This is a genomic window from Janthinobacterium paucivorans (assembly GCF_051380805.1).
GTDB lineage: Bacteria > Pseudomonadota > Gammaproteobacteria > Burkholderiales > Burkholderiaceae_D > Janthinobacterium > Janthinobacterium lividum_D.
This window is the reverse complement of sequence record NZ_JBNYXR010000015.1, coordinates 67,113-92,354: the sequence shown is the minus strand read 5'-3', so window position 1 is coordinate 92,354 and position 25,242 is coordinate 67,113. Positions and strand designations below refer to the sequence as shown.

The following is a 25,242-nucleotide window of genomic DNA, read 5'->3' as shown; positions in this document are numbered from 1 at the left end:
CGGCCAAAAATCACTGCCGCCCGCTACGGTTTTGTCCGGTGTCGTAACTGCAAAAAAATTACTGAACAAATCAGAAAAGAATACCCATGAAAGCCATGATCTTTGCCGCAGGCCGCGGTGAACGGATGCGTCCGCTTACCGATACCTGTCCCAAACCGCTGCTGAAAGTGCGCGGCCGTCCGCTGATCGTCTGGCATGTGCTCAACCTGGTGCGCGCCGGCATCACGGACATCGTCATCAACCATTCCCACCTGGGCCATCTGATCGAGGAAACCCTGGGCGATGGCAGCGCGTATGGCGCGCGCATCGCGTATTCGCCAGAAAGCACGCCGCTCGAAACGGCGGGTGGCATCGCCCAGGCGCGCCACTTGCTGGGCGAGGAAGCGTTTCTCGCCATTTCAGGCGACATCTATTGCCCTTACTTTGATTTCAAGCAAGTACTCGATGTGCTGGCTGACAAAGATGTGCTGGGCGTGCCATATCCGGCCGACCAGCGCGACATCGCCTGGACTTATCTGGTGCCCAATCCCGACTTCCATCCGCAAGGCGACTTCGGCCTGACCTTGTTTGCGATCAACAATACCGACGACACCAAATGGACCTTCGCCAATATCGGCGTTTACCGTCCTGAAATGTTCGATGGCATCGCGCCGGGCAGCCACGCCAAGCTCGGCGATTTGCTGCGCCAGTATGCGGACCAGGGCCGCGTGGGTGGCGAAGTCTATACTGGCGAGTGGACCAATGTGGGCACCCCAAAGCAACTCGATGCACTCAATGGCCTGGCGGCCAAGGTGGACGCCGCATGATGGCCAATTACGCGGCACGGCGCGCGGCGCTGATGGCGCAGATGCTGCCCGGTAGCGTGGCCATCCTCGCCACGGCGCCCGAAGTGGCGCGCAACAGCGATTGCGATTATCCGTATCGCCACGACAGCTATTTTTACTACCTCAGCGGTTTTACGGAACCCGACAGCGCCGTGGTGCTGCTGGCCGCCAGTGCCACGGCACCCGCGCGCGCCATCCTGTTTTGCCGCGCCAAAAACACAGAGCGCGAAATCTGGGATGGCTTCCGCCATGGCCCCGATGCGGCGCGCGCCAGCTTCGGTTTTGACAGCGCCTTCCCCATCGAAGAACTTGACGTGGAAATGACGCGCGTGCTGGCCGACGCTACCGCCATCTACTATGCGCTGGGCGGCAGCCTCGATGCCCAGGTCAAGGTCTGGCTGCACAATGTACGCAAGAAGGCGCGCAGCGGCGTCACGGCGCCTGCCATCGCGCACGACATCAACGGCATGCTCGACGCCATGCGCTTGCTGAAAGACCCGCAAGAACAAGGTCTGATGCGCCACGCGGCCGCCATCTCCAGCGCGGCCCACGTGCGCGCCATGCGCGCCACGCGGCCCGGCCTGCACGAATACGCGCTGGAAGCGGAACTGCTGTACGAATTTCGCCGCAACGGTGCACAATTTCCCGCGTATTCATCCATCGTGGCCAGCGGCGACAATGCCTGCACCCTGCATTACAGCGCCAACAACGCCGTCTTGAAAGAAGGCGAACTGGTGCTGATCGACGCCGGCTGCGAATACGCTGGCTACGCTTCCGACATCACGCGCACCTTGCCCGTCAACGGCCGATTCAGTCGCGCGCAGCAGGCGCTGTATGAGCTGGTACTGGCGGCGCAGCAGGCAGCACTGGAGATGGTGCGCCCCGGCATGCCGCACAGCGCCATCCACGAGGCGGCGCTACAGGTGCTGGCACAGGGCATGCTGGATTTGAAACTGCTGGAGCGGGAAAAGTGCGGCAGCGTACAGGACGTCATCGCCGACCAGGCCTACCTGCCCTTCTACATGCATGGCACCAGCCACTGGCTGGGCATGGACGTACACGACGTGGGCGCCTACCGCGACACGGGAGCACCCGGCAAGCCATGGCGTGCTTTGGCACCGGGCATGGTGCTGACGGTGGAACCGGGCATCTATGTGCGCCCTGGCGCGGACGTACCGGAGCAATTCTGGCATACCGGCATCCGCATCGAGGACGATGTGCTGGTCACGCCGCAAGGCCATGAAGTCTTCAGCACGGCGCCCAAAAGCGTCGCTGAAATCGAACAACTGATGTCACAGGATTAAAGCCGCCGCATGCATACACCGTCCACTTTCGATCTCGCCATCTGTGGCGCCGGCCCTGTCGGCATGGCGCTGGCCGCCCTGCTGGTGCAGCGGGGCGCGCGCGCCGCCGGCATCGCCCTGCTCGACGCCAAATCCATCGAGCAAGCCAGGCGCGACCCGCGCACCATCGCCCTGTCGCACGGCAGCCGCCAGATTCTCGAGGCCGCAGGCGCCTGGCCCGTCGAAGCGACGCCTATCCACCAGATTCACGTCTCGCGCCGCGGCCAGTTCGGACGCAGCCTGATGGACCGCGGCGAACATGGGGTTGAGGCGCTCGGCTATGTGGCGCGTTACGGCGCCGTCGTCAGCGCGCTGGCCGATGTATGCGAGCGCCTGGGCGTGGCCAGCTTGCGCCCCGCCCAGGTAACGGGTAGCGCAGAGGATGCCGATGGCCTCAGCGTGCAAATAGAACAGGCCGGCGCCACATCGAGCTTGCGCGCCAGCCTGCTGGTACAGGCTGAGGGCGGTCTGTTCGGCCAGCAAGCGGAGCGCGCTGTCAGCCGCGATTATGGCCAAAGCGCCATCATTGCCCATGTGCGCGCCAGCGCTCCGATCGCCCATCGCGCCTATGAGCGCTTCACCGATGAAGGCCCGCTGGCGCTACTGCCGCAGGACGATGGCTACGCGCTGGTGTGGTGCGTAGCGCCGACGCGCGCAGAACAATTACTGGCCCTGGACGACGCGGCCTTCCTGGCGCGCCTGGGCGCCGCCTTCGGTAGCCGACTGGGACGCTTTACCCACACGACGGCGCGCCTGGCCTATCGGCTGGGGCTGAACGCGCAGGCGGCCGGCACGGCGCGCACGGTTGCCATCGGTAATGCGGCGCAAACCCTGCACCCGGTGGCAGGGCAAGGCCTGAACCTGGGCTTGCGCGACGCCGCCGCGCTGGCCCGCGTGCTGGCACAGGACAGCAGGCCTGGCGCACTGGAACGCTACGCCAGCCTGCGCCAGGCAGACCGGGGGCTGACCGTGCGCGTGACCGACACCATGGCGCGCATTTTTACGGGCAGCGCTCCCGCGCAAGGCTTGCTGGGCCTGTCACTGGGCTTGCTCGATGCCATCAGCCCGGTGCGCAAAGGTCTGGCAGAACTGATGATGTACGGCCGGCGCTGAACCTCATTCATCGCTCAGCCACCGTGGAACGGGCGAAAAAGAAACAGGGAACCTATCGGGCATGGAGTAAACCGCCTGCGGGTGCGACAATGGCTGTCACCTGGATTTCAGAGACCGTTCCATGACAGAAGCTTTGCCCCCGGCACCGCCTGCCACGCTTCCCGAAGTACTTCTTTCCCGCCTGCTGGAAGACTCCCTTGACGCCGTGATCATCATCGATGAACATTGCCGCATCCGCTATATCAATGACGCCATGCAGGTGCTGTCGGGCTATGCCAGCGGAGAATTGCTGGGCCAGCCGCTGAACGGCCTGCTGCCTGACGCCTTCAGCACGCAGCACGACAACCACGTCATGAACTACATCCGCAACTCGTGTACCTCCAGCAAGCTGGGCAAGATACGCGAATTCGCCATCCGCCACCGCGACACGCAGATAATCCCTATCGAAATGAAGGCGCTGGACCTGGGCGTAGCCGACGGCATGCGCTATTTTGGCGCCCTCTTGCTCGATATGCGCGAACGGCGCGAAATGGCGGCAAAAAACGCCAGTCTGCTGGCACAACTGGAACAGCAGGCACTGCACGATGTGCTGACGTTGCTGCCCAACCGGCGCGCCTTTGAAGCCCAGGCCGAGCAAGCCATGGCGCGCGCAGCGCGCAGCGGCACCGCCCTGAGCGTGGGCGTGGCCGACCTCGATCACTTCAAGAAGGTCAACGACCGCTATGGCCATGCGGTCGGCGATGCCGTGCTGCGCACGGTAGCGCAAGCGCTGCGCGACACGGGCCGCATCACCGACGTAGTAGCGCGCCTCGGGGGCGAGGAATTCGGCCTGCTATTGCCCGATGCCAGCGTACAGCAGGCACAGCAGGTAGCCGAGCGCATCCGCGCAGCGGTAGCTGCCGCTGTCACCCCCTTGCCAGATGGCAGCCAGTTGCAGGTAACCATCAGCATCGGCGTAGCCTCCTTGTCGGCTGGCGCCAGCCTGGACGCGGCCATGTCGGATGCCGACAAGGCCTTGTATATCGCCAAGCATCAGGGGCGCAATCAGGTCATCGCGGCAGCGGCCAAGGCATAAAGATGGCCCGCGCAGGCGGGCCATCTTCAGTCGCGCAAGATGCTATCTGACTCAACTTCCTCCTACTCAACCGCCTTGAGCATATCCTCGATCACCTTCTTGGCGTCGCCAAATACCATCATCGTGTTCGGCTGGTAGAACAGTTCATTGTCCAGGCCCGCATAGCCGGAAGCCATCGAACGCTTGTTGACGATGATGCTCTTGGCCTTGTAGGCTTCCAGAATCGGCATGCCGGCGATCGGCGATGTCGGGTCTTTCGCCGCCGGGTTGACCACGTCGTTCGCGCCCAGCACCAGCACCACGTCCGTCTGGCCGAATTCGCCGTTGATGTCTTCCATCTCGAAGACCTGGTCGTACGGCACTTCCGCTTCAGCCAGCAGCACGTTCATATGGCCCGGCATGCGGCCCGCCACGGGGTGGATCGCATACTTGACGGTGATGCCCTTGTGCGTGAGCTTTTCCACCAGCTCCTTGAGCGAATGCTGTGCGCGCGCCACGGCCAGGCCGTAACCGGGCACGATGATGACAGTTTCCGCATTGCCCATGATGAAGGCGGCATCATCGGCCGAACCCGATTTCACGGGACGCTGCTCCTGCGCGCCGGCCACGCCTGCCACCGGCGCAGCGCCGCCAAAGCCACCGAGGATGACATTGAAGAACGAGCGGTTCATGGCCTTGCACATGATGTACGACAGGATCGCACCGGAGGAGCCCACGAGCGAGCCGGCGATGATCAGCATCGAGTTATTGAGCGAAAAACCGATGCCGGCTGCGGCCCAGCCGGAGTAACTGTTGAGCATCGACACCACCACCGGCATATCGGCGCCGCCGATAGGAATAATGATCAGCACACCCAGCGCAAAGGCGATGACGGCCATGACGATGAACGGCGTCCAGGCCGGCTCCACTGCGTCGGCGAAGCAGAACACCAGGCCCAGCGCAAGCATCACCAGCGCCAGCACCAGATTGAGCATGTGCTGGCCCTTGAAGCTGACAGGCGCCCCCTGGAACAGGCGGAACTTGTATTTGCCCGACAGCTTGCCAAAAGCGATCACCGAACCGGAGAACGTGATGGCGCCGACAAAGGTGCCGATGAACAGCTCGAAGCGGTTGCCGATGGGCAACGCCTGACCCTGCTGGGCGATATTGAAGGCCCATGGCTCGGACACGGCCGCCACGGCGATACACACGGCCGCCAGGCCGATCAGCGAATGCATGGCCGCCACCAGTTCCGGCATCTTCGTCATTTCCACGGTTTTTGCCAGGTAGGCACCGATGGCGCCGCCCGTGACGATGCCGATAATGACGAGGGTCAGCCCCATGCCGCCCGTTTGCTGTTCCTTCAGCTTGAGGATCAGCGCCACGGTGGTGACGGCGGCAATTGCCATGCCACTCATGCCAAAGGCATTGCCACGGCGCGCCGTCGAGGGCGACGACAGGCCTTTCAAGGCCTGGATGAAGCACACCGAGGCGATCAGGTACATCATCGTCACCAGGTTCATGGTGACGAAGCTCATGGCGTGACTCATTCTTTTGCTCCTTGCTTGGCCTTCGGTTCTTTTTTGCGGAACATCTCGAGCATGCGCTGCGTGACGAGGAAGCCGCCAAACACGTTGACGGCGGCCAGCGCCACGGCCAGGGTGCCTGCCACCTGCGCCAGCGGACCTTGCGTCAGGCCGGCCGCCAGCATGGCGCCGACGATGATGATGGCGGAAATGGCATTGGTGACAGCCATCAGCGGCGTATGCAAGGCCGGCGTGACGGTCCAGACGACGTGGTAGCCGACATAGATGGCCAGCACGAAAATGATCAGGTTAATAATGGTGTGACTGATTTCCATGATGTTGTTCTCTCCGGCGCTGCATTATTTACGTAAGATTTCGCTGCCCGCGCACACCAGGCTGGCCTTGATGATTTCATCCTCGCGGTCGATCAGCAACTGGTCGCCCTTGTCGATGATGAGCTTTAAAAAGTCCAGCACGTTGCGCGCATACAGGGCCGAAGCATCGGCCGCCACCAGGGTCGCCAGGTTCGGCTCGCCCACGATGTAGACGCCATGCTTGAGCACCGTCTTGCCCAGTTCGGACAGGGGGCAGTTGCCGCCCTGCTCGACGGCCAGGTCGACGATGACGGAACCCGGCTTCATGGCTTTCACCGTTTCTTCCGAGATCAGCACGGGCGCGGCGCGGCCAGGGATCAGGGCCGTGGTGATAATGATGTCAGCCAGTTTCGCCCGTTCATGCACCAGTTCGGCCTGGCGCCGCATCCAGTCGGCCGGCATGGCGCGCGCATAGCCGCCCGAACCCTTGGCAATTTCTTTTTCTTCATCGGTCAGAAAGGGCACGTCGAGGAATTTCGCGCCCAGCGACTCGACCTGCTCCTTGACGGGCGGGCGCACATCGGACGCTTCGATGACGGCACCGAGGCGCTTGGCCGTGGCGATCGCCTGCAGGCCGGCCACGCCCACGCCCATGATCAGTACGCGCGCTGCCTTGACGGTGCCGGCCGCCGTCATCAGCATGGGCATGAAGCGCTGATAGGTATTGGCCGCCACCAGCACCGCCTTGTAGCCGGCGATATTCGCCTGCGAGGACAGCACGTCCATTGACTGCGCGCGCGTGATGCGCGGCACGGCCTCAAGCGCAAAGGCGGACAGGCCGGCCGTGGCCATGGCAGCGATATTGTCGGCGTCAAACGGGTTGAGCATGCCGATCAGCACGGTGCCGCTGGCCATCAAGGCCCGTTCAGCGGCATCGGGGGCGCGCACCTTAAGTACGATGGCGCAGCCATAGGCTTCCTGGGCGCTGCCGATCTGCGCACCGGCGGCGGCATACGCATCGTCGGGAATCGACGCTTGCAAGCCCGCTCCGGCCTGCACGACGATCTGATGCTTGGCTGCCAACTTCTTGACTGTCTCGGGCGTTGCTGCCACCCGCGTTTCACCAGGCCGTGTTTCGGCCGGTATGCCTATCCTCATGATGCCTCCGCTAATTAATAAACTGACTAGAATCTAACACGGAAAGCAGCGCGTTAAACGTTTATGAAGCAGCAACTTTTAGTTGTACGATACTAATTTCACCAGCATCCCCCAATTCGTTTCACCATGCGGCGCTGCGACCATATTGTGGGAAAAGTGTATCAATATCACCACAGTCTAGCGTGCGTGCATGCTTGTTTTGACCACGCGGAAAGCCTATATTAGCGGGCGTTTCCTGCCATCTTGCCGACTCAGCCCCCATGCTAGTGCGCGCCCCGGGAAAGACGTAAGTACCTCCCACCGCTGTTGACTAAAACGTTGTCATTTATCAATATCTCCGCGTAACAGAAGGCAGGGTTCCAACTGCGCGCGCAGAACAAGATAAAATGTCGGCTCTTTCAAGGATGGAATCATGCCGAGAATCTGGAAACCCTCTGTCACCGTTGCCGCCATCGTCGAGCGCGACGGCCTGTTTTTATTGATTGAAGAAGAGACCAGCGAAGGCATCAAGCTCAATCAGCCGGCCGGTCACCTCGACCCGTTCGAGTCGCTGGAGCAGGCGGTGATCCGCGAAACGCTGGAAGAAGCGGCCTACGATTTCATCCCCACGGCACTGGTCGGCATGTATATGTCGCGCTATCAGTCACTGCGCACGGGCGAGGACGTGACCTATTTGCGCTTCACCTTTTGCGGCACGGCCGGCGCCGAGCATGACCGCCCGCTGGACGAAGGCATCATCCGCACCCTGTGGATGACGCGCGACGAACTGGCGGCATGCCAGGAACGCCACCGCAGCCCTCTGGTGCTGCAGTGCGTGGACGAATACCTGGCTGGCCGGCGCGCACCGCTGGCCCTGCTGCACACGCATGCGTCTGTCTTTAACAGCGCATAGCAACATTATCTAAAGTACACTGGAAAGCAAGATGAGCAAGAAGAAAGTCGTTATCGGCATGTCCGGCGGGGTCGATTCCTCGGTTGCCGCATGGATGCTGAAGGAACAAGGCTATGAAGTCATCGGCCTGTTCATGAAAAACTGGGAAGATGACGACGATTCGGAGTATTGCTCCACGCGCCAGGACTGGATCGATGCGGCCAGCGTGGCCGATGTCATCGGCGTCGATATCGAAGCCGTCAATTTCGCCTCCGAATACAAGGACCGCGTGTTCGCCGATTTCTTACGCGAGTACCAGGCCGGCCGCACGCCGAATCCGGACGTGCTGTGCAACGCCGAAATCAAGTTCAAGGCTTTTCTTGACCACGCCATGACCCTGGGCGCCGACCTGATCGCCACCGGCCATTACGCGCGCGTGCGCCAGGCGCCCCAGGATGCCGGCCGCTATGAGCTGCTCAAGGCAGTCGACGCCAGCAAGGACCAAAGCTACTTCCTGCACCGGCTGAACCAGGCGCAATTGTCGAAGACCCTGTTTCCGCTCGGTGAAATCCCGAAGACGCAAGTGCGCAAGATCGCCGAACAACTGGCACTGCCGAACGCGCAAAAGAAAGATTCGACCGGCATCTGTTTTATTGGCGAGCGCCCGTTCCGCGAATTTTTGAACCGCTACCTGTCCTACCAGCCGGGCCCCATGAAAACGGCCGACGGCAAGACAGTGGGCGAGCACGTGGGCCTGAGTTTTTATACGCTGGGCCAGCGCAAGGGCATCGGCATCGGCGGCGTGAAGTCCTACCAGAATGCCGATGGCAGCAGCGACGCATGGTATGTGGCGCGCAAGGATATCGCCAACAACACCCTGTGGGTGGTGCAGGGCCATGACCATCCGTGGCTGCTGTCGCCCGCCTTGACGGCGGACCAGGCCAGCTGGGTCGCCGGCACCGCGCCCCAGGCAGGCACCCTGTCTGCCAAGACGCGCTACCGCCAGGCCGACGTGGCCTGTCAGCTACTGCCGGATGGAAATGAACACTTCAACCTGGCGTTTGACCAGGCACAATGGGCCGTCACGCCGGGCCAATCGGCCGTGTTGTATGATGGGGATGTCTGCCTGGGCGGCGGCATCATCGCCAGCGCCACGGGCTTGCCCTGATCATGGACTGAAAGGATACGCTGATGCACACACTGCACGCCCGGATTGTCACCGCATGGAATGCCTTACCCGTAGTCTTGCGAGCCAGCTTGCTGCTGGGTGCCACAGCGTACTTTTTGCTGAACCTCGGCAAGTCATTGGGCCAGGCACTGTACTACCTGACCCATTAAGCTGTCGCCGGTTCAATCGGCCGAGTTCGACGATTGCGCGGCGGCCAGCGCCTGCTGCTTGCGCACCATGGCAATGACCGTATTGCGCACGGTTTTCAACACCGTGTCGGCCATGAAGGGCTTGACGATGAAGCCCGACACCCCCATTGCATGGGCCGCCTGCAGCGAGGCGGCGTCAATGCCGCCCGATACCATGAAAATGAGCGTCTTCGGATACTGGGCGCGGATGGTTTGCACCACGTTGCTCCCGTCTTCCACCTGCTCGCGCGCGATGCAGACGAAATGCGGATGGTGCTTGACCAGCAGCGCCAGTCCCAGCGCACTGGTATGCGTCTGCCCGCAGACATCGTAGCCGCCATCGGTCAGGACCGTGTTCAGCAGGCCGCGCGCCACGGCGCTGCTATCGATCAGGACTGTTTTTAACATCATGATTTACTTCCCTTGCTTGATTGTTCTTGTCTTGCGCCGTGCCTTACTTTTCCCACACCAGCTTGTTCCAGGTCACGCCTAAAGTCACGTCCGTCTTGAGCGCGACTAACTTTCTTGAAAGATACAGTATTTCCCGCTCTTTTCGCAGGCTTTCGCCCAGCGCACCGGGCAAAATCCCCGCGCCGGCCATCACGGCGTCGATATTGCCGTAGGCGCGCAACAGTTTCGCGCCCGTTTTTAGGCCAATCTTCGACACACCGGGGATGCTGTCGGTGACGTCGCCCATCAGCGCCAGCAGGTCGGGCAGCAGTTCCGGCGGCACGCCGAACTTTTTCTCGACCCAGGCGCGGTCGTGCCAGATACCCTTGAAATGATCCCACACCAACGCGCCGTGGGCGATTAAGCCATGTAAATCCTTGTCCGTGGTGGCAATAACGGCCGCGCCGCGCCCTTCGTGCAGCCAGCGCATGACGGCCGTGCCGATCACGTCGTCGGCCTCGACCCCGGCAATACTCACGACATTTAGACCGAAGCTGGCCAGGGTGGCATAGAAGCCGGGCAAGGCGTCGCGCAGCACCTGCGGCATGGGCTGACGCCCCTCGCGGTAACCGGCATACAGGGCGTGGCGCCAGGTGTTGCCGCCAAAATCGAAGGCCGGCAAGATGTGCGTCGGCTCATGATCATTGATAAGGGTGCGCAAAGACGACAGCGCATGGCGCAGCGCGATCTCCGCCTTTAGGTCGGAATCGGGTTCAGGACTGGCTTCGTAGACGCGGCGTACGATATTCAAGCCGTCGATAGCGAGGAGTCTGGCCATGCGGTAAATGGATACTGTTTGAATCGCGCATTTTACCGTATGACGCAAGCACTATTGCCAGCCAATTCCGCTTGACAGGTTTTACGCGGCGCAACAACGCCTAACAAAACCGTCTCGAGCGCAAGTCAATTGTGGCTAAGAAGCGCAACCGTACTCAAGTAAGGTGAGCATCGCAGGCCGCAAGTGGCGACGCGCAGTAGGTTTGCTTAGGCATTCTCATTTGGCGAAATCGTAGGGCCCGCCACGCTCCAGGGCACGCTGGTAGGCGGGCCGCGCGTGGATGCGCTGCAGGAATGCCGTCAACTTTGGCAGGCGCTCATCGAGTCCGCCGCGCATGGCGGCCGCTTCCAGCGGAAAGCTCATCTGGATGTCGGCGGCCGTGAATTCATTGCCGGCAAACCATTTGGCGTTCTCCAGCTGCGCTTCCATGTAAGCCAGCTGGCTGTTGAGATTGGGCATGATGAAGCTGCTCTTGACCTTGCTGACGATGGCGCGCGCTATCGGCTTGACAAAAAACGGCATGGGCGACGATTCGACCTTGTCGAACACTAGCTTCATCAGCAGCGGCGGCATGGCCGAGCCTTCCGCGAAATGCAGCCAGTAGGTCCAGCGCAGCTTCTCCGGCGTGCCCGCCGCCGGTATCAAGCGGCCATTGCCGTAGCGTTCGACCAGGTACTCGATGATGGCGCCCGATTCGGCGATCGTGTTGATGCCATCGGTGATCACGGGCGACTTGCCCAGGGGATGGACGGCTTTTAAAGAAGCCGGCGCCAGCATGGTTTTCGGATCACGCTGATAGCGCTTGACCTCGTAGTCGAGGCCCAGCTCCTCGAGCAGCCAGAGTACGCGCTGCGAGCGCGAATTGTTCAAATGGTGGACGACGATCATGGTTTTTCCCGTTAGGCGGTGGTTGAGTTCTAGTATAGCCGGGACGGGAAAATCGCGGCGGCACGGGCGGCAGAGCGAAATATATTGCAAAAAAAAGTATTTTTAATTGATAACTTCTTCATCTTCCCTTATCTTGTTTGTTTCCAATAAGCAAGGAAGCTCTCTGTGGATTTCGATACAAACAACAACACGCCGCAACGCGCAGCCATTACCTTCAGCGCCACCGGCAGCGAATACTTCCGTATCTGGATCGTCAACCTGCTGCTGAGCATCGTTACCCTCGGCATTTACTCGGCCTGGGCCAAGGTGCGCCGCAACCGCTATTTCTATTCCAGCACCCACCTGGCCGGCAGCAGCTTCGAATACCATGGCAATGCGCTCGCCATTTTGAAGGGCCGTATCGGCGCCCTGGTCCTGATCGGCGGCTACAACCTCGCCTTCCAGATCTCGCCCGTCGTGGGCTTGATCATGCTCGTACTGATGATGGCCGTCATGCCGTGGCTGGTCTGGAAAAGTCTGCAATTCAAGCTCTACAACACCAGCTACCGGGGCATCCGCTTCGGTTTCGGCGGCAGCGCCAAGGAAGCTTACACATACTTTCTGTGGCTGCCTATCCTCAATACCTTCACCCTGGGCTTGATGACGCCTTTCCTGCACCAGCGCCTGAAGCGCTTCCAGCATACGCATAGCCGCTTCGGCACCAGCAACTTCAGCTTCGACGCCAGCGTCGGCAGCTTCTACAAGACCTATCTGCTGTTCTTCGCCCTGCTGCTGGCCGGTTTCCTGGTACTGATCTTTGTCGTCTTCGCCAGTGTCTTCGCCGCCTTCAGCACCAATGCCAATGACGTCACCAAGGCTGGCAGCATCTTTGGCGCCGTGGCCGCCCTGTATGCCTGGGCCTTCATCGTGCTGCCGCTGTTCCTCACCATGATCCAGAACCTGATCTGGAACCACACGCGTTTGCAGCAGCACCAGTTCCAGTCGCAGCTGACATGGGGCCGCACCACCTTCATCATGCTGACCAACTTGCTGGGCATCGTCGTCACCCTGGGTCTGTTTTCGCCATTCGCCCATGTGCGCTGGCTGAAATACCGCTTGGAAGCGACTTCCATGCTGGTGTACGGCAGCCTCGATGCCTTTGTCACAGCCACCGGGGAGCAGGTATCTGCCACTGGCGAAGGCATGGTCGACCTGCTGGACTTCGACCTGTCGCTGTAAGCATGGACGCCAACACGCAAGCGAACCACGCGCCCCTGGCCGCCCGCTATTTCGACGGCCAGAGTTCGCGCCTGTACCACGTGACACTGTCCGTGCGCGATGGCGTGGCCGTACTGGCGGGCGACGTCGAGCGCAGCTGTCCGCTAGGCGAGCTGCATGTGTCCGAACGCAGCAGCCACGCCGTGCGCAAGGTCAGCTTTCCCGACGGCGCCTATCTGGAAATCGCCGACCAGACAGCCTTCAACGCATTGCTGCACGACACGGGCCACCGCGACGGCTGGGTGGTGCGGCTGCAGCAAAGCTGGCGCGGCGCCCTGCTGGCCACGGTGGCCACCGTGCTGGCGCTGTGGCTCAGCTATCAGTACCTGCTGCCGGTCGTGGCGAAAGGCATCGCCTATGCGATTCCCCAGTCCGTCGAGCGCCAGCTGGGCCAGGGCGTGCTCGATATCCTCGACCAGCACGTGTTTGCCGCGAGCAAGCTCGATACGGCACGCCAGCAAGCCTTGCGCAGCCAGTTCGCGCGCCTGTCCACGCCCGGCGACAGCACGCCCGAGCACCGCATCGTTTTCCGCAAGAGCAAGATCGGTCCGAACGCGTTTGCCCTGCCGTCGGGCGATATCGTGCTGACCGATGAAATGGTGGAACTGCTGCCGGACGATGTCGCCATCATGGGCGTGCTGGCGCATGAGCTGGGCCATTTGCAGCAGCGCCACCTGACGCGGCGCATCATCCAGACCTCGGCCGTGGGCGCCGGTGCGGCACTGCTGTTTGGCGACGTGTCGACGCTGGTGGCAACCGTGCCGCCGCTGCTGCTGGACTTGAAGTATTCACGCGACGTCGAACGCGACGCGGACGACTACGCCATTACCATGCTGCGCCAGAACGGCATAGCGCTGGAACACCTGGCGCAAGTCTTTGTCGCCTTGGGCAAGCTGGAACAGGGCACGCCTTACCTGTCGAGCCATCCGGCCAGCGCCGAACGGATCGAACGCATCCGCGCCGCACAGCGTTGAAGCCGCGCGGCGTCCAGCGGGCGCCGCGTTTTTTCCGCCATCACCTTGCGCAAATCAAAGGTAGCGTCGACCTTATCATTCCGACTTCACCGCAGTGCCCATGCGCCCAATACCCTTTCGCTAGCTGACCTTCATTGCCACGGCCGCCATCTTTGCCCTGTGCCGGGCTTACTATGCATATTAATGACGATCCCCGCTGGCCGGTGCGCTGCCTGCAGTCGCAAAGCTGTCGCACGCAACTGCCGCCCGTATTCGGCAGCTACTGCCCCAAGGCCCAGCCAGCGTCGTTCCAGCGCCTGGGTCGATACGGTCGCTGCGCAAGCGAAGCAATACCACTTAATAACCACTTGCGCAAAAACCCAAATCCAATACAATACCAAAACAAATACAAAACCAAGGCAGCTTTTGCGGTGAGCGCCACGATGCGCCACCACGGTGCCAAAATGCGTATGCCGTCGTCAAAATAAATACCGGAGGAGTTGCAGCATGGAGCAGGGTTTGCGCGAGAAAGCAGGACAGTTGTTCATGGTGGGCTTCGACGCCCTGCAGGCGGACGAGCATATCAAGACCTTGATACGGCAAAAGAAGGTGGGCGGCGTGATCCTGTTCCGCCGCAACGTGCACACGCCCGCGCAGGTATCGGCCCTGTGCCGCGAGCTGCAGGAAATCAACGCGGAGGTATCCGATACGCCGCTGCTGATCGCCATCGACCAGGAAGGCGGCATGGTGATGCGCATCGAGCAGGGCGTCACGCCGATACCTGCGGCCATGGCCTTCCAGGCAGCGGGCTCCATCGAAGACTGCGAGCGCATGAACCAGATCAGCGGCGATGAGATGCGCCAGCTCGGCATCAATATGCTGCTCGCCCCCGTGCTGGACGTGAACAACAACCGCAACAACCCCGTCATCGGCGTGCGCGCGTATGGCGAAGATGCCGCTACCGTCATCGACTACGGCATGGCTGCCATGCGCGGCCAGCGCGCCAGCGGCGTGGCCGTCACTGCCAAGCATTTCCCCGGCCACGGCGACACGGCCATCGACACGCATTACGCCATGGCGCTGGTGCCGCACGACAAGGAACGCCTGCACGCCGTGGAACTGGCACCCTTCCGCGCGGCCATCGCCGGCGGCGTGGACGCCATCATGACGGCGCACGTGGTCTTCCCCGCTTTTGAGGCCGATACCAGCGTGCCGGCCACCCTCTCCAAAGGCGTGCTGACGGACTTGCTGCGCGGCGAATTGAAATACCAGGGCGTGGTCATTACCGATTGCCTGGAAATGGCAGCCATTGCCGACGGCATCGGCATCGCCCAGGGTGCCATCGCGACCTTGCAGGCAGGCGCCGACATCGTCCTGATCTCGCACCGCGAAGCGCAGCAGACGGCTGCCATCGAGGCCGTCATCGCCGCCGTGGAACGCGGTGACATCGCCATGGCGCGCATCGACGCAGCGCTCGCGCGCGTCGCTGAACTCAAGCGCAACCGCGCCGTGTGCGACTGGCGCACGCGCCCCGTGGCCCCGCCGGCACTGATGCAAGCGCCTGCCATGGCACTGTCGCAGCGACTGCAAACAGCGGCCTTGCGCGTGCAAGGCGCGTACCGCCCGCTTGACCCTGGCCTGCCCGTGACCCTGCTGACGGTAGAAGTGCGCTCGCGCAGCGAAATCGACGAAGTGGCGCTGGGCCGCAACAAGGAAGCGCGCAGCTCGATGCTGCCGGCGCTGCTTGAAGCTGGCCTGGACGTGCGCGAATATGCGCTGTCGGCTGAAGCGCTGGACGAGGAAGTGGCTGCCGCCATTGCTTTTGCGCAAGGTGCGCAACAAATCGTGCTGCAAACGTATAACGCCATGTTCATCGACGGCCAGCGCCGCCTCATCGACGCCCTGGCGCAAGATAAACTGTGGCTGGTAGCGGGCCGTTTGCCCTACGACCTGGATCTGGCGCCACAGGCGCAAGGCCGCCTGGCTGCCTTTGGCTGTCGCCCGGCCGCGCTGGCACCAGTCGTCGACAAGCTGGCCGGCAAGACCTAGCGCTGTAGCGGCGTAAAAAAACCCGCAGCAGCGGGTTTTTTTCGTTCAGGGCCGCGTGACAGGCGGCAAGGCAGCCACCGCCAGCAAGGCAAAGGGCCCGAGGACCAGGCCGATGCAGAACCAGAATCGCGCGTGGCGGCCACGCCGGCTGGCCAGCAAGCAGGCAGCAAGCGCAAACAAAAACATGAAGATCAAGAGTATCGCCATTGCCACTCCTTGCTATGCGCACAGTCCAGTGTAGCCGACGGGCGCACCGGTGGCTACACGGATATCAGCCTTAGCGCCGCACCTGCATCAGGATCACGCGCTTGCTGCTGCCATCGGCCGGCGGCGTGGCGGACGGCGGCGGGCTGTCGCAAGAGCCACAGGAACCGCAGCCGCTGGCGCAACCGGCTGCCACCTTGAATAAGGTCGACATCTTCGCCTCATCGAAGCTGCAGCGCACCAGGCCACGCACGATGGCGCGGCGCACGCCAGCGGGCAGATACCTGGTCGAAAAGTGCAGCAGCGCGGCGGCGACGATCAGGGCGACGATGAGGGTTTGCCACATGCTTTTCTCCTAAGCGCCCAGCAACAGGGCGAGGCGATACGTGATGAACGAGGCGGCGTAAGCGAGGGCGAACATATAGCCGGCCATCAGCAGCGGATAGCGCCAGCCACCCGTTTCGCGTTTCACCACGGAGAGGGTGGACAGGCACTGCGGCGCGAACACATACCAGGCCAGCAGCGACAGTGCGGTGGCCATCGACCACGAATGGGCAATCAGCGGCTCCAGAGTGGTGGCCAGCGCATCGCCCGTTTGCGACAGCGCATACACGGTGCCCAGCGCGCCGACGGCCACTTCGCGCGCCGCCATGCCCGGCACCAGCGCGATGCAGATCTGCCAGTTGAAACCGATGGGCGCGAAGATCACTTCCAGGCTGCGGCCCAGAATGCCGGCCAGGCTGTAATAGATAGGCGGATGAATCGCATTGTCCGGCGCGCCGGGGAAGGTGCTGAGGAACCACAGGATGATCATCAGGCTCAGGATGATGGTACCGACGCGCGTCAGGAATATCTTCGCGCGCTCCCACAGGCTGACGGACAAGTTCCGCAGATGCGGCCAGTGGTAGGCCGGCAGTTCCAGCATCAGCGGCTGCTTGCTGCGCACACCCATGCTGCGCTTCATGACCCAGGCCACGGCCATGGCCGAGATGATGCCGGCGAAGTACAGGACAAACAGCACCAGGCCTTGCAGGCTCAGATAGCCCCACACCTGGCGCTGCGGGATGAAGGCGGCGATGATCAGCGCATACACGGGCAGGCGCGCCGAGCATGTCATCAGCGGCGCAATCATGATGGTGACCAGGCGGTCGCGCGGGTTCTGGATGGTGCGCGCCGCCATCACGCCGGGAATGGCGCAGGCAAAGCTCGACAGCAGCGGGATGAAGGCGCGGCCCGACAGGCCCACGCCACCCATCAGACGGTCCAGCAGGAAGGCCGCGCGCGGCAGGTAGCCGCAGTCTTCCAGGCTGAGAATAAAGAAGAACAAAATCAGGATTTGCGGCAGGAATACCAGCACGCTGCCGACGCCGCCGATGATGCCTTCCACCAGCAAGCTTTTCAGATGGCCGTCGGGCATGTTCGCTGTCAGCAAGGCGCCCAGGTGGCCCACGCCATCGGTGATCATTTCCATCGGCGTGGCGGCCCAGGCAAACACCGCCTGGAAGATCAGGAACATCAGCACGGCCAGGATGATGGGGCCGAACACGGGGTGCAGCACCACGTCATCAATTTTTTCTGTCAGGTTGCCCGTGTCGGCGCTGTCGTTGCTGACGGCGGCCAGGATGCGGCGCACTTCGCGCTGGGTTTCTTCAACGGTGATGGCATCGATGGCGGCCAGCGGTTTCGCTTGCACGGCCGGCAGCGGCAGCATGGCGTCAATCGCGCCCAACAAAGCTTTTTCGCCATCATGCTGCACCGCGACGGTTTCCACCACGGGCATGTCCAGTTCCCGTGACAGCTTGGCCGTATCGATGCGCATGCCGCGCTTGCGCGCTACGTCCGTCATGTTCAGCGCCAGCAGCATGGGCAGGCCCAGGCGTTTGACTTCCAGCACCAGACGCAAGTTCAGGCGTAAATTGGTGGCGTCAACCACGCAGATGATGGCGTCCGGACGCGCTTCCCCCTTGCGCACGCCTCCCACCACGTCGCGCGTGATGGCTTCGTCGGGCGTAGTGGCGGACAGGCTGTAGGCACCCGGCAAATCGAGCAGGCGCACGGGCTTGCCAGCGGGCGAAGTGAAATGCCCTTCCTTGCGTTCGATGGTCACGCCAGCGTAGTTCGCCACTTTCTGGCGCGCGCCCGTCAGGCGGTTGAAGAGGGCAGTCTTGCCGCAGTTCGGATTGCCCAGCAAGGCAATTTGTGGCTGATGCAGCGGCTTATGCAAGCCCGCATCGACAATAGTTTCGACAGCACCCATGGTCATTCCGGTTGAAGCAGCGGTTGAATCGTCACCAGCGCCGCTTCGAAGCGGCGCAGTGCGAACGTGGCATTGCCGACCTTGATGGCCAGCGGATCGCCGCCGGGAATGCCGCGCTTGAGCATGCGCAGTCGTTCGCCAGGAACAAAACCGAGCTCCATCAAGCGGCGGGCGAGGTCGACGCCGTCGTCCGTCTGTCCTGCCGTGTAGGGAGTGATATGCAACACCGTGCCGCTCTGGCCGACTGCCAGCGCGTCGAGCGTCATCGAGGGTGGAACTAGAGTCATGAGCAAATTCCGTTCAAATTAAACACACCGGGGACATACTGCGGCGCGCGGCGCATCGCGTTTGACTTGGCTGTTGTGAGGTAAACGCAACTGTTGCGCTTTACCGACAAGCGGCCTTTCAAACTGTCCAGACGGCGACCATCCGAAACAATACCAGCATTATAAACATGAATGCGAATTGTTTTTATTTGCCCCGGAGAGTAGCCCCTGTCAAGGGCTAGGCCATGGACCAGAAGCACATATCGACATGCCACACCTGGCCGCCAAGCGCCGCACGCCAGATCAAAATCGCTTGCATTGTCCTGCGCTTTGCGCGACAATGAAACTTAATGATAATGATTCTCATTAAAACACTAGCAACAATGCTTGAGGAACCTAGTGTCCATTCATCATCCAGCCAGAAGGTGCATCAATGATTGTATGTGTCTGCAACAACATATCTGATCGTGAAATCCGTCAAGCCGTCGATCTTGGCCTGTCGAGCATGGCCGAACTGCGCCGCGACCTGGGCGTGGCCACCTGCTGCGGCAAATGCCACACCTGCGCGCGCGACGTGCTGAACGATCACCTGGGCGCCACCGCAGTGATGCAAGAAACAGTATTGATGCGAGCGTAATGATGCGAGCCGTACTGACAAACTGAAGAAAGCGACGACTGCCATGACGATGATGCCCCCGCCCGTAACGGTGCAGGCCGTGCAACAATTTGCCGACTTCGACAAGAAGCGCAACAAGTTTGCGCCGCTGATGGCCATCGTCGTTCTGCATATCGCCGGCTTTTACGCCATCCAGAGCGGCCTGCTGAGCCGCGTCGTCACGGCAACCATACCGACCATCACCACCATCAGCATCATCGCCCCGCCAGCGCCGCCCAAGCCGCCGGCAGCGTCGGTGCCAAAAACCGTGGAACTGAGCGCTCCCGTGCCGCGCGCCGTGATCCCGCCACTGCCGCTGATCGCCGTGGCGCCGAGCGAACCGACGATCACGCCGCCGCAACCGACGCGTGCCGAAGCAGCTCCCGTGGCCACAGCCGCGCCGGCAGCACCATCGACACCGGCGCCTCCAGCACCGGCGCCAGCGACACCGCGCACTGTCAACAGCGTCGAATACGTCAAGGCGCCGCAACTGATCTACCCGAATTTGTCGCGCCGTCTGGGCGAGAGCGGTACCGTGGTATTGCGCATCCTGATCAATGAAAAGGGCTTGCCCGAGCAAATCCTGGTGCATAAATCTAGCGGCTACGGCAATCTCGATGAAGCGGGCCGCCAGGCTGCGCAGCGCGCGCTGTTCAAGCCGATGATAGAGAACGGCAAACCCATGTCCGTGTATGTGCTGGTGCCACTGACCTTCCAACTGAGCTAACCTTCCGGCAGGCAGCGCAGCGGGTGTGCCCTGCTGGCTTTTCTATAGCGTGTTTTCTGTACTAGTCAAGCAACTGCTTGTTTCAGTCTGCCAGCCTACATCCCCGGGCCAGGCAGACTTTTTTTTGGGGTCAGACCCTTTGGGTCTGACCCCAGCCGTTCAGGTCTAGGGTTAGAGCATGCAAAAACTGTATTCTCTTTTTAACCCTAAAAAAACTGGGGCCGGACGGGGACGCCTAGTCCCGCAGGGTCCGACCCCCTTTTTTAGATCTCCGCCCACATCCTGAGCAGGTTGTGATAATGGCCCGTCAAGCCCACCGTCGCCGGTGAGTCGCCGTGCTCGCCACGCACATTCTGGATGTTCTGATCGAGCTCGAACAGCATGCTGCGCTTCCAATCCTCGCGCACCATGCTTTGCGTCCACAGAAAAGAGCAGATGCGCTCGCCGCTGGTGACGGGCAGCACCTGATGCACGCTGCTCGACGGATACACGATCACGTCGCCGGCCGGCAGTTTCACTTCATGCGTGCCGTAGGAATCGACCACCACCAGTTCACCGCCTTCATACTCGTCCGGCTCGCTCAGAAACACAGTCGACGAGACGTCGGCGCGCATCGACTGCATGCCGTTTTTCGGCGTGCGGATAGCGCCGTCAATATGCAGGCCATAGTGCTCGCCACCGGCGTAGCTATTGAAGAATGGCGGCAGGATGCGCAGCGGCAGCACGGCCGAAAAAAACAGTGGATTGGCCATCAATGCGCGGCTGACGATCTCGCCCAGCTCCAGCGCCAGCGGCGAGCCCTCGGCCAGTTGGCGGTTGCGCTTGACCTGCGCCCCTTGCGCCCCGACGCTGGCGCGCCCATCGACCCAGTCCGTCTGCGCCAGACGCTGGCGAAACTGCGTGACCTGTTCCGGCGTCAGCACGCCGGGTATATGCAGCATCATTTTGCTATCCTTTTTTCAGTAAAATCGCTGCCCGATTATCGCATCGCCGACGGCGGCCAAGAATACGTCAAAGCAAGAACGGCGCAAATATTTTCGCCCGTTTCAAGGCCGCCAAGCACACACGCCAACGGCAACAAAGTGGCAGCAGGAACGCGAATGAGAATGGCCTTCATTTTCCTTCACAAATAAAAAACGGAAAGATCGGACAATCCATTTGAGAATGGGTTTTATTCGCACGTTATTTACGTTAAAAAGACGGAAAAATACCGTTTCCCGCCCGAAATCGCCGATATTTTGCGCTATTATGCGGGCATAGCGAGACCGAAAAACTGCGCGCCACCAGGCAGCCATGTGCCACCCGGCAGTGAACGCCAGCAGCCTGCGGTTTCATCATCAAACGCGACACAGAACAAAGGACATCCCATGAAGGGCGATAAAGAAGTCATCCGTATGCTCAACGCACAGCTCACCAATGAACTGTCGGCCATCAACCAGTACTTCCTGCATGCACGCATGTACAAGCACTGGGGCCTGGAAAAGCTGGGCAAGAAAGAATACGAAGAATCGATCGGCGAAATGAAACACGCCGACAAGCTGATCGACCGCATCCTGATGCTCGACGGCCTGCCGAACCTGCAAGCGCTGCATAAGTTGCTGATCGGCGAGAACACGCCGGAAATGCTGGAATGCGACTTGAAACTGGAACGCGCCGCGCACGCCACCGTCAAGGAAGGCATCGCCATCAGCGAAAAAGCCGGCGACTACGTCTCGCGCGACCTGTTCCTGATGATCCTGGAAGACACGGAAGAGCACATCGACTGGCTCGAAACGCAGATCGACCTGATCGCCAAAGTCGGCATCCAGAACTACCTGCAAAGCCAGATGGCTGTGGAAGAGTAAAGCTTAGGCAGCAACGTAAAAACCGGCACGCGTGCCGGTTTTTTTTCGCCTGTACTCAGGGCTGTCCGGCGCCCTGGCGCCCGGTGTCGGCGATTGCCCGGCCTTCGACGCGCGACCGCTCAGCGCACGCTCACTGAGGCACGGTATCCTTGAACGATTGTCGCTCGGACAGTTTGTCGAACAGACGTGCCAGCGCCGGATGCGCGGCGCGCCAGTCGATTTCCGGGAAGCGGAAGCTGAGCCAGTCCAAGGTGCAACCCACGGCCACGTCGGCCAGCGTATAGTTCTTGCCGGCGCAATACGCACTCTCGCCCAGACGCGTTTCCAGCGCTGCAAGACCCAGGATGATCTTGTCGAGCTGGCGCGCGATCCAGGCCGCGCTTTGCTGCTCGGGCGGACGCTGCGTGCGCTCCAGGCGCACCAGCACGCCTGCATCGAGGATGCCGTCGGCCAGCGCTTCCCAGTTCTTGATATCGGCGCGCTCGCGGCCATTGCCGCCGGCAGGCAGCAGCTTGCACACTGGCGTCAGCGTGTCGAGGTATTCGACGATGACTTTCGAATCGATCAAGGTGCTGCCATCCTCCATCACCAGGCAGGGCACCTTGCCCAAGGGATTGGCCTGCGCGATGCGGGTTTCTGGCACCCACACGTTTTCCAGCTCAAAAACATAGTCGAGCTTTTTTTCCGCCAGCACAATACGGGCTTTGCGGACATACGGGCTGGCGAGGGAGCCGATCAGTTTCATAGGTACTTTAAGGTAAAGGAGCAGCGAGCAGTATAACATCGGCGGCAGCGGCGTTTGGTCGCACGCGCCCAGCGGTCCGCATAGTGTGGCAGGCATGCCGCATCGAGTCCGGATTCGTCCGAAATGGCGGCCATCGGCAGCCGACCGACGGCTAGCGAACGGTCAGCGGTGGTAAAATCGGCATTTATCTGTGGCGCCGAAAAATTGCTTAATTGCAATAATCCTACCCTCCCCGCGCGCCACACGCCAACCGTTTCTTTAACTTGCGTCCGCTCTCATGACTTCTATCACTCCGTATTCCACGCTGTCGGCCCTGTCTCCGCTCGATGGCCGCTATGCCAGCAAGACCGATCTGCTGCGCCCGATCCTGTCCGAAGCCGGTTTCATGCACCACCGCGTGAAAGTGGAAATCTCCTGGCTGCAAGCACTATCGCAAGCCGGCTTCGCCGAAATCAAGCCTTTCTCGGCAGAAGCGAGCGCCCTGCTCGACAAGATGGCGGCGGATTTCTCGGAAGCCGACGCGGCCCGCATCAAGGCCATCGAAGCGGTCACCAACCATGACGTCAAGGCCGTCGAGTACTGGCTGAAGGAACAAGTGGCGGACGTGCCGGAACTGGTGGCGGCATCGGAATTCATCCATTTCGCCTGCACCTCGGAAGACATCAACAACACCTCGCACGGCATGATGCTGAAAGCCGCACGCGATGGCGTGATGCTGCCCGCATTGCAGGGCCTGGTGGCCAAGCTGACGCAGATCGCGCACGACAATGCCGACGTGCCGATGCTGTCGCGCACGCACGGCCAGACGGCCAGCCCGACCACCCTGGGCAAGGAGTTTGCCAACGTCGTGGCACGTTTGCAGCGCGCGGTGAAACGCATCGAACAGGTAGAAATCCTCGGCAAGATGAATGGCGCCGTCGGCAACTACAACGCCCACCTGTCGGCCTACCCCGGCTTCGACTGGCCGGCCTTCTCGCAGGCCGTCATCGAACAGCGCCTGGGCCTGGTCTTCAACCCGTACACCATCCAGATCGAGCCGCACGACTACATGGCCGAACTGTTCGATGCCTTCGCGCGCGCCAACACGATCCTGCTGGACCTGAACCGCGACATCTGGACCTACGTGTCGCTGGGCTACTTCAAGCAAAAACTGAAAGCCGGCGAAATCGGTTCGTCGACCATGCCGCACAAGGTCAACCCGATCGACTTTGAAAACTCCGAAGGCAACCTGGGCCTGGCCAACGCCGTGCTGAAACACCTGTCGGAAAAACTGCCCGTCTCGCGCATGCAGCGCGACTTGACCGATTCGACCGTGCTGCGCAACATCGGCGTGGGCCTGGGCTACACCCTGCTGGCGTATGACAGTTGCCTGCGCGGCCTGAACAAGCTGGAAGTGAACCACGCGCGTCTGGCGCAAGACTTGGACGCCACCTGGGAAGTGCTGGCCGAGCCCGTGCAAACCGTGATGCGCCGCTATGGCATCGAAAATCCGTACGAGCAACTGAAAGAATTGACGCGCGGTAAGGGCATCTCGAAAGAGGCGCTGCAAACCTTCGTCAATGGCCTGGCCATCCCGCAAGACGCCAAGCAAGTGCTGCTGAGCATGACGCCAGCTAACTACATCGGCATCGCAGCGCAATTGGCCAAGGCGATCTAAGCGAGCACCGCGATCCGCATCAGGCAGATCCACTCCCGCAGGGCGGCCAGCGCACAAACGCCGCCCGCCCTGTAATGGCGTTCAGTTAGTGTGTTAGTGATGCTATTTTTAGCCCAAGAACCAGGACAGGGGTCGGACCCTGAGGGGGAATGTGCTTCAATGGAGCACATTCCGATCACGAAGTGACCGACCCCAGCTCTTTGCCTCTGGGGTTAGCGAATTTACTGGCGCTCATAAATCACGCCAAAATCCTTAACTGAACGGCATTACCGCCCGCCCTGCGGTTTTTCCAGTCATCTTTCTTATAGAATCAGCAGCACGCAGCGCAATTTGATTTTCTTTGGTATATTAAGGCTAATTAGTCCTGACACGTACTACTTTCAAGAAAGCCGCCGATGCAACGCTACACGACCACCGCCATCCTCCTGCACTGGCTAAGTGCCCTGCTGATCATCAGCGCCTTTGTCATGGGCCTGGTCATGACAGACATTCCCGGCCTGACGCCCACCAAGCTCAAATATTTCTCCTGGCACAAATGGCTGGGCATAACTGTGCTCGCCGTCGCCGCCATCCGCCTGCTGTGGCGTAAGGCCAACGTGCCGCCGCCGCACCCGTCGAGCATGCTTGCCTGGCAAAAAAAGGCGGCCGACGCCGTGCACGTGCTGCTGTACCTGCTGATCTTCGCCGTACCCATTTCAGGCTACCTGTACACCCTGGCGGCCGGCGTGCCGGTCATCTATCTGGGCCTGTTCCAGCTGCCGGTCATCATGGCGCCGAACCCCGAGCTTAAGCCACTTCTAAAAGAGATTCATTATGTTCTGAACATGACGATGGCCGCCACCGTGGCCGCCCATGTGCTGGCAGCGCTGAAACACCATTTCATCAACCGCGATGGCGTACTTAAACGCATGCTGCCATAACGTCCTCCCTTTGCTCACTGAAACACAGGAAAA

At 61.2% G+C, this 25,242-nt stretch carries 27 protein-coding genes; 15 read left to right on the top strand and 12 right to left on the bottom strand.

The genetic code is table 11. The annotated features are described in order from the left end of the window. The first annotated feature begins 86 nt into the window (after positions 1-86). The 4 genes from murU (at position 87) to ACQ4V8_RS17420 (ending at position 4,355) form a co-directional block, all read left to right on the top strand. Positions 87-806 carry an N-acetylmuramate alpha-1-phosphate uridylyltransferase MurU gene (murU, locus tag ACQ4V8_RS17435; protein ID WP_010401803.1) on the top strand — a complete coding sequence of 240 codons (720 nt, stop codon included), beginning with the start codon at positions 87-89 and terminating at the stop codon, positions 804-806. Then, complete coding sequence (pepP, locus tag ACQ4V8_RS17430; RefSeq protein ID WP_436571933.1) at positions 806-2,128, top strand: Xaa-Pro aminopeptidase; 1,323 nt, start codon at positions 806-808, stop codon at positions 2,126-2,128. The genes murU and pepP overlap by 1 nt, the downstream gene beginning before the upstream one ends. Before the next feature lie 9 nt (positions 2,129-2,137). Further along, positions 2,138-3,280 (top strand): UbiH/UbiF/VisC/COQ6 family ubiquinone biosynthesis hydroxylase, encoded by a 1,143-nt coding sequence (locus ACQ4V8_RS17425; RefSeq protein ID WP_070346094.1) that lies wholly within the window; start codon positions 2,138-2,140, stop codon positions 3,278-3,280. Positions 3,281-3,401: 121 nt separating this feature from the next. After that, the gene (locus ACQ4V8_RS17420; protein ID WP_436571916.1) at positions 3,402-4,355 is read left to right on the top strand and encodes a sensor domain-containing diguanylate cyclase; all 954 of its coding nucleotides are present in this window, start codon (positions 3,402-3,404) and stop codon (positions 4,353-4,355) included. 62 nt (positions 4,356-4,417) lie between these two features. Here ACQ4V8_RS17420 and ACQ4V8_RS17415 read toward each other — a convergent pair whose 3' ends face one another. From ACQ4V8_RS17415 to ACQ4V8_RS17405, 3 genes are read right to left on the bottom strand one after another with little or no spacing between them, the layout of a single operon-like run. Then, positions 4,418-5,872, bottom strand: coding sequence for an NAD(P)(+) transhydrogenase (Re/Si-specific) subunit beta (locus tag ACQ4V8_RS17415; protein ID WP_436571932.1), 1,455 nt, complete (start codon positions 5,870-5,872; stop codon positions 4,418-4,420). An 8-nt stretch (positions 5,873-5,880) separates the two neighbouring features. Then, a complete protein-coding gene (locus ACQ4V8_RS17410; RefSeq protein ID WP_010401815.1) occupies positions 5,881-6,195 on the bottom strand; it encodes an NAD(P) transhydrogenase subunit alpha part 2 in 315 nt (104 codons plus the stop codon). 24 nt (positions 6,196-6,219) lie between these two features. Beyond that, complete coding sequence (locus ACQ4V8_RS17405; protein WP_010401816.1) at positions 6,220-7,332, bottom strand: Re/Si-specific NAD(P)(+) transhydrogenase subunit alpha; 1,113 nt, start codon at positions 7,330-7,332, stop codon at positions 6,220-6,222. A 412-nt stretch (positions 7,333-7,744) separates the two neighbouring features. Between ACQ4V8_RS17405 and ACQ4V8_RS17400 the strand changes: the two genes are divergently transcribed. The 3 genes from ACQ4V8_RS17400 to ACQ4V8_RS17390 are packed head-to-tail and all read left to right on the top strand — an operon-like array spanning position 7,745 to position 9,541. Next, positions 7,745-8,224, top strand: coding sequence for an NUDIX hydrolase (locus tag ACQ4V8_RS17400; RefSeq protein ID WP_010401817.1), 480 nt, complete (start codon positions 7,745-7,747; stop codon positions 8,222-8,224). A 31-nt stretch (positions 8,225-8,255) separates the two neighbouring features. Beyond that, entirely contained in the window at positions 8,256-9,371 is a 1,116-nt protein-coding gene (mnmA, locus tag ACQ4V8_RS17395) for a tRNA 2-thiouridine(34) synthase MnmA (RefSeq protein ID WP_436571915.1), read from the top strand. Positions 9,372-9,394: 23 nt separating this feature from the next. After that, positions 9,395-9,541, top strand: a complete 147-nt coding sequence (locus ACQ4V8_RS17390; protein ID WP_157998775.1) for a hypothetical protein — start codon at positions 9,395-9,397, stop codon at positions 9,539-9,541. A 12-nt stretch (positions 9,542-9,553) separates the two neighbouring features. Here ACQ4V8_RS17390 and ACQ4V8_RS17385 read toward each other — a convergent pair whose 3' ends face one another. The 3 genes from ACQ4V8_RS17385 to ACQ4V8_RS17375 all read right to left on the bottom strand — a co-directional run bounded on the left by ACQ4V8_RS17385 (position 9,554) and on the right by ACQ4V8_RS17375 (position 11,675). Next, positions 9,554-9,967 (bottom strand): response regulator, encoded by a 414-nt coding sequence (locus ACQ4V8_RS17385; RefSeq protein ID WP_043462986.1) that lies wholly within the window; start codon positions 9,965-9,967, stop codon positions 9,554-9,556. Between the two features lie 46 nt (positions 9,968-10,013). Beyond that, positions 10,014-10,787, bottom strand: coding sequence for a 5'-3' exonuclease (locus tag ACQ4V8_RS17380; RefSeq protein ID WP_070346092.1), 774 nt, complete (start codon positions 10,785-10,787; stop codon positions 10,014-10,016). 216 nt (positions 10,788-11,003) lie between these two features. Further along, positions 11,004-11,675: a glutathione S-transferase gene (locus ACQ4V8_RS17375; protein ID WP_436571914.1), complete on the bottom strand. Its 672-nt coding sequence runs from the start codon at positions 11,673-11,675 to the stop codon at positions 11,004-11,006. A 165-nt stretch (positions 11,676-11,840) separates the two neighbouring features. On the opposite strand from ACQ4V8_RS17375, the gene ACQ4V8_RS17370 reads away from it, so the two are divergent. From ACQ4V8_RS17370 to nagZ, 3 genes are all read left to right on the top strand, one after another. After that, positions 11,841-12,893, top strand: coding sequence for a YjgN family protein (locus tag ACQ4V8_RS17370; protein ID WP_436571913.1), 1,053 nt, complete (start codon positions 11,841-11,843; stop codon positions 12,891-12,893). A 2-nt stretch (positions 12,894-12,895) separates the two neighbouring features. Continuing rightward, positions 12,896-13,906 (top strand): M48 family metallopeptidase, encoded by a 1,011-nt coding sequence (locus ACQ4V8_RS17365; RefSeq protein ID WP_010401825.1) that lies wholly within the window; start codon positions 12,896-12,898, stop codon positions 13,904-13,906. A 486-nt stretch (positions 13,907-14,392) separates the two neighbouring features. Further along, entirely contained in the window at positions 14,393-15,934 is a 1,542-nt protein-coding gene (gene nagZ / locus ACQ4V8_RS17360; RefSeq protein ID WP_010401828.1) for a beta-N-acetylhexosaminidase, read from the top strand. A gap of 45 nt (positions 15,935-15,979) precedes the next feature. On the opposite strand, the gene ACQ4V8_RS17355 is transcribed toward nagZ, so the two are convergent. From ACQ4V8_RS17355 to ACQ4V8_RS17340, 4 genes are all read right to left on the bottom strand, one after another. Beyond that, positions 15,980-16,141, bottom strand: coding sequence for a hypothetical protein (locus ACQ4V8_RS17355; protein WP_196855671.1), 162 nt, complete (start codon positions 16,139-16,141; stop codon positions 15,980-15,982). 70 nt (positions 16,142-16,211) lie between these two features. Continuing rightward, positions 16,212-16,484, bottom strand: coding sequence for a hypothetical protein (locus ACQ4V8_RS17350; protein ID WP_010401830.1), 273 nt, complete (start codon positions 16,482-16,484; stop codon positions 16,212-16,214). 9 nt (positions 16,485-16,493) lie between these two features. Beyond that, a complete protein-coding gene (feoB, locus tag ACQ4V8_RS17345) occupies positions 16,494-18,395 on the bottom strand; it encodes a ferrous iron transporter B (RefSeq protein ID WP_029496718.1) in 1,902 nt (633 codons plus the stop codon). Positions 18,396-18,397: 2 nt separating this feature from the next. Beyond that, complete coding sequence (locus tag ACQ4V8_RS17340) at positions 18,398-18,682, bottom strand: FeoA family protein (protein ID WP_043462955.1); 285 nt, start codon at positions 18,680-18,682, stop codon at positions 18,398-18,400. 412 nt (positions 18,683-19,094) lie between these two features. Between ACQ4V8_RS17340 and ACQ4V8_RS17335 the strand changes: the two genes are divergently transcribed. Further along, complete coding sequence (locus tag ACQ4V8_RS17335; RefSeq protein WP_010401835.1) at positions 19,095-19,298, top strand: (2Fe-2S)-binding protein; 204 nt, start codon at positions 19,095-19,097, stop codon at positions 19,296-19,298. 43 nt (positions 19,299-19,341) lie between these two features. Continuing rightward, positions 19,342-20,043, top strand: a complete 702-nt coding sequence (locus ACQ4V8_RS17330) for an energy transducer TonB (RefSeq protein WP_436571912.1) — start codon at positions 19,342-19,344, stop codon at positions 20,041-20,043. Positions 20,044-20,306: 263 nt separating this feature from the next. Here the strand turns inward: ACQ4V8_RS17330 and ACQ4V8_RS17325 are convergent, their stop codons facing one another. Continuing rightward, the gene (locus tag ACQ4V8_RS17325) at positions 20,307-20,987 is read right to left on the bottom strand and encodes a Fe2+-dependent dioxygenase (protein ID WP_010401838.1); all 681 of its coding nucleotides are present in this window, start codon (positions 20,985-20,987) and stop codon (positions 20,307-20,309) included. Between the two features lie 423 nt (positions 20,988-21,410). Between ACQ4V8_RS17325 and bfr the strand changes: the two genes are divergently transcribed. Continuing rightward, a complete protein-coding gene (gene bfr, locus ACQ4V8_RS17320; protein ID WP_010401839.1) occupies positions 21,411-21,887 on the top strand; it encodes a bacterioferritin in 477 nt (158 codons plus the stop codon). Between the two features lie 130 nt (positions 21,888-22,017). On the opposite strand, the gene ACQ4V8_RS17315 is transcribed toward bfr, so the two are convergent. Beyond that, positions 22,018-22,632: a glutathione S-transferase N-terminal domain-containing protein gene (locus ACQ4V8_RS17315; protein ID WP_010401840.1), complete on the bottom strand. Its 615-nt coding sequence runs from the start codon at positions 22,630-22,632 to the stop codon at positions 22,018-22,020. Positions 22,633-22,909: 277 nt separating this feature from the next. Between ACQ4V8_RS17315 and purB the strand changes: the two genes are divergently transcribed. Continuing rightward, complete coding sequence (gene purB, locus ACQ4V8_RS17310) at positions 22,910-24,289, top strand: adenylosuccinate lyase (protein ID WP_010401841.1); 1,380 nt, start codon at positions 22,910-22,912, stop codon at positions 24,287-24,289. Positions 24,290-24,684: 395 nt separating this feature from the next. Next, the gene (locus ACQ4V8_RS17305) at positions 24,685-25,209 is read left to right on the top strand and encodes a cytochrome b (protein WP_436571911.1); all 525 of its coding nucleotides are present in this window, start codon (positions 24,685-24,687) and stop codon (positions 25,207-25,209) included. Positions 25,210-25,242: the final 33 nt, after the last annotated feature.